The following is a 448-nucleotide window of genomic DNA, read 5'->3' on the forward strand; positions in this document are numbered from 1 at the left end:
ATGCCGAAAAGCTGATCTGGGTGGGCGATGGCGAACCCGCCTGGACCGCGGACGGCACCTACATGGTGGTGCGCCTCATCCGGATGCTCGTCGAATTCTGGGATCGGGTTTCCATCAACGAGCAGGAGCGGATGTTCGGTCGACGTCGCGACAGCGGCGCCCCGTTGGACGGGAACAACGAGTTCGATAACCCCAACTACACGACTGACCCCGAAGGCCAGACCATTCCCCTGGATGCGCACATCCGGCTGGCCAACCCGCGCACCGCGGAAACTGACAACCAGCGGCTGGTCCGGCGTTCCTACAACTACGACCTAGGCGTGGAACCGAACGGGAACATGCAGTCGGGACATGTCTTCGTCTGTTTCCAGCAGGACCTCGAGCGCCAGTTCGAAACCGTGCAGAACCGGTTGAACGACGAGCCCCTCGTCGACTATGTGCAGCCGTT

Annotated in this window: 1 protein-coding gene; it reads left to right on the forward strand. The window is 61.8% G+C overall.

The annotated features are described in order from the left end of the window. A partial coding sequence (locus BKG76_RS07105) for a Dyp-type peroxidase (RefSeq protein WP_131815801.1) occupies positions 1-448 on the forward strand: 448 nt, incomplete at both ends.

It is taken from the genome of Mycobacteroides franklinii (assembly GCF_001853795.1).
Taxonomy (GTDB): domain Bacteria; phylum Actinomycetota; class Actinomycetes; order Mycobacteriales; family Mycobacteriaceae; genus Mycobacterium; species Mycobacterium franklinii.